Origin of the sequence: Bradyrhizobium sp. SHOUNA76, from assembly GCF_023006445.1 — a bacterium.
In the GTDB taxonomy this organism is placed as follows: domain Bacteria; phylum Pseudomonadota; class Alphaproteobacteria; order Rhizobiales; family Xanthobacteraceae; genus Bradyrhizobium.
The window spans coordinates 1-3,409 of record NZ_JALBHA010000607.1 but is presented as its reverse complement, the minus strand read 5'-3'; the positions used below and the strand labels follow the sequence as shown (position 1 = coordinate 3,409).

General features: G+C 64.8%; 3 protein-coding genes. All 3 read left to right on the top strand.

All coding sequences use genetic code 11. The features are described 5' to 3' along the window. The first annotated feature begins 271 nt into the window (after positions 1–271). Positions 272–664 carry a hypothetical protein gene (locus tag MOV74_RS34235; RefSeq protein ID WP_246931391.1) on the top strand — a complete coding sequence of 131 codons (393 nt, stop codon included), beginning with the start codon at positions 272–274 and terminating at the stop codon, positions 662–664. 187 nt (positions 665–851) lie between these two features. Next, a complete protein-coding gene (locus MOV74_RS34230; protein WP_246931390.1) occupies positions 852–2,486 on the top strand; it encodes a thiamine pyrophosphate-requiring protein in 1,635 nt (544 codons plus the stop codon). A 108-nt stretch (positions 2,487–2,594) separates the two neighbouring features. Further along, positions 2,595–3,409, top strand: an 815-nt coding sequence (locus MOV74_RS34225; RefSeq protein WP_246931389.1) for a GAF domain-containing protein, incomplete at its 3' end; no start/stop codon positions are given.

The following is a 3,409-nucleotide window of genomic DNA, read 5'->3' as shown; positions in this document are numbered from 1 at the left end:
GCCTCGACGTGCTGGACGGAGGCCCCGGCGACAACGTCGTGATCCAGTCGTTGCTCGCGCACGCGAACCTTCACGCGGGCACGCTGGTCTGAGCCGGCGGTCGCGACTGCCTGAAGCGCGGCGAGACGGCGGAAAAGTCGCTCCTTCCGCGCGACGGCGCTCCCATTTGCGCGGGCTTTGACCTCCATGCGAGTCCTGATATCCTTCAACACGGCGTCGATCGACGAGCGATGCGGTCAATCATTGAACAAGAGCGGCTTGAAGGATGCGGATGAGAAGCGTGACGCTCTTGGCTCTCGGCCTCATGTTGATCGGCGTCGAGTCGCAGGACAGCGCGAGCGGGCAGACTTCGGTCGCGCCGCCGGTTTCGCTGGTTCCTCAAACTGCCTCGCCGCCGCGCGCGAACACCAAGAATTCCAGGATTCCGCCGGCGGCCTCCGGCAGAGGGGCGTCACCATCCGTCGTCGGTCAGCCGGCACCGAATTCGGCGGCCGATTACGATGGCTTCAGCGCCGCGGACGACACTGACACCCCAAGTCAGGTGACACCGCCTGCGAGATCCCGCGCCACAAGGGACTCCAGCTCCTATCCAGATGCAGGCAGCCTCGACCAGGAGGACGAGGCGTTGAAACGCAAACTGACGATCTGCCGAAATTGCAAATAGCGAGGCGAAATCCGGAGAGCAACTCCCGCAGATGCGGTTATCCCGGATACGCAGCGCTCGATCCGAGCTATGGCAGTCCGCTGCATAGCTGACTGTCGCCTGCCCACGCTTTACCCACCCGGCATTTCCTGATCCTCTCTCCCCAATCGGCCGGACCAACCGGCCAAGCCTTGAGGAGAGAGACGCCATGAAGCTCGGCACCGCCATTGCGGAAATCATGAGGCGCGAGGGAATCGAGATCCTCTGCGGCTATCCGGTCAACCATCTGATCGAGCATGCGGCCAAGGCCGAGATCCGGCCCGTGATGGTGCGACAGGAGCGCGTCGGCATCCACATGGCGGATGCGATTTCGCGGGTGACGTCGGGTCGCAGCATCGGCGCGTTCTGCATGCAGCATGGACCTGGCGCCGAGAATGCGATGGGCGGCGTTGCGCAGTGCTTTGGCGAATCCGTGCCGGTGCTGGTGCTGCCGATGGGCTATCAGCGCAGGCTTGCGCATATCGAGCCGAACTTCAATTCCAGCGAGGCGATGAAGCCGTTCGCGAAATCGTCGGAGCCGATCATCCTCGCCGCGGAAGTCGCCAACATCTTCCGCCGCGCCTTCACCAAGCTGAAGAACGGCCGCGGTGGTCCCGTGATCGTCGAAATCCCCTCCGACATGTGGAACGAGGAGGTGCCGGAGCCGCTCGACTACACACCGGTGCTGCGGACCCGCTACGGCGCCGACCCGGTTCACGTGAAGGAAGCAGCCAGCCTGCTCGTGAACGCAAAACGACCTGTGATCTATGCCGGCCAGGGCGTGCATTACGCGCAGGCCTGGCCGCAACTGAAGCGGCTCGCGGAGCGGCTGGCGATCCCCGTCACCACCAGCCTCGGCGGCAAATCGTCGTTCCCGGAAACGCATGCGCTCTCGCTCGGCTCGGGCGGCCTTGCAGTACCGCGCGCGGTGCCGAAGTTTCTGAGCGAAGCCGACGTCATCTTCGGCATCGGCTGCTCCTTCACTGAAACAAACTTCGGCATCGCGATGCCGAAGGGCAAGACCATCATCCACTCCACGCTCGATCCCAATCATCTCAACAAGGACGTGGAGGCCAAGATCGGCCTGGTCGGCGACGCCGGCCTCGTGCTCGACGCGCTGCTGGAGGAGATCGCCAAGACCGTCACCGCGGATCGCGATGCCTCCGCCGTCGCGGCCGAGATCGCGGCCTCGCACAAGGAGTGGCTGGTGAAATGGATGCCAAAACTCACCAGCAACGATGCGCCGCTCAGCCCCTATCGCGTGCTCTGGGATTTGCAGCACACTGTCGACATCGAGAACACCATCATCACGCATGATGCCGGCAGCCCGCGCGACCAGCTCTCGCCGTTCTGGAAATCGGTCGAGCCCCTCACCTATCTCGGCTGGGGCAAGACGACGCAGCTCGGCTACGGCCTCGGCCTTGCGATGGGCGCCAAGCTGGCAAAGCCCGACAAGCTCTGCATCAACGTCTGGGGCGATGCGGCGATTGGCTTCACCGGCATGGATTTCGAGACCGCCGTGCGCGAGCGCATCCCGATCATGTCGATCCTGCTCAACAATTTCTCGATGGCGATCGAACTGAAGGTTATGCCGGTCTCGACCGAAAAATATCGCTCGACCGACATTTCCGGCGACTATGCCGCAATGGCGCGCGCCTTCGGCGGCTATGGCGAGCGGGTGTTGAAGCCGGAGGACATCATCCCCGCGATCAGGCGCGGCATCCAGAAGACGAAAGAAGGCGTCCCGGTGCTGCTCGAGTTCATCACCAGCAAGGAGACCGAGGTGTCGCGGCCGGGGACCTGAGACGGGCCGGGCCTCAGCGACACGGTCGCGGACGGCTGGCTCCGGCCGCAGAAGATGTGATAATCCGGCCCGGTGCCGCGCCTGTCGCGGCATCAAGCCGGATCAGGAATGACGACCCCTTCCAACAAAATCGAGGAACTCCAGCGCCGATTGCAGTCGGCTGCAGCCGAGACTGCGCAGCTGCGCAGCGAGCTGGCGATCGCGCGGGATCGCCAGAGCGCCAGCGCCGAGATCCTGCGCAATATCGCGGCATCACCCTCCGATGCCCGGCCGGTCTTCGCGGCGATTGCATCCAGTTCCAAGCGCCTGCTCGACGGCTTCTCCGCCACCGTGCTTCAATTCACCGGCGACGAGCTGCACCTCGTGGCGTTCACGCCGACCAGCCCGGAGGCGGATGAAGGGCTCGAGGCCTCGTTCCCGCGCAAGATCTCGGACTTCCCGACCTTTGCCCTGGTGCGTGACGGGGAGACCATCCAGTTTCCGGACAGCGAAGCCGATGACGTCCCACAGCTGAACCGCGAGCTGGCGCGGCTGCGCGGCTTCCGCAGCGTGCTGTTCATGCCGCTGATGAACCGGGGCACGCCGGTCGGCATGATCAGCGTCACGCGCGCCGTAACAGGCGCGTTCGCGCCCGACCTCGTGCAGCTGCTCCAGACCTTTGCCGACCAGGCCGTGATCGCGATCGAGAATGCACGCCTGTTCAACGAGACGCGCGAAGCGCTCGAGCGCCAGACCGCCACCGCCGATATCCTGAAGGTGATGGCAGCCTCGCCCTCGGACGTGCAGCCGGTGTTCGACGCCATCGCCGCCAATGCCAACCGGCTGATCGGCGGCTTTTCCACGGCGGTGCTGCGCTATGTCGACGGCGCCGCGCACCTTGCCGCGTTCACGCCGACCGATCCGGCCGGCGATCGCGTGCTCCA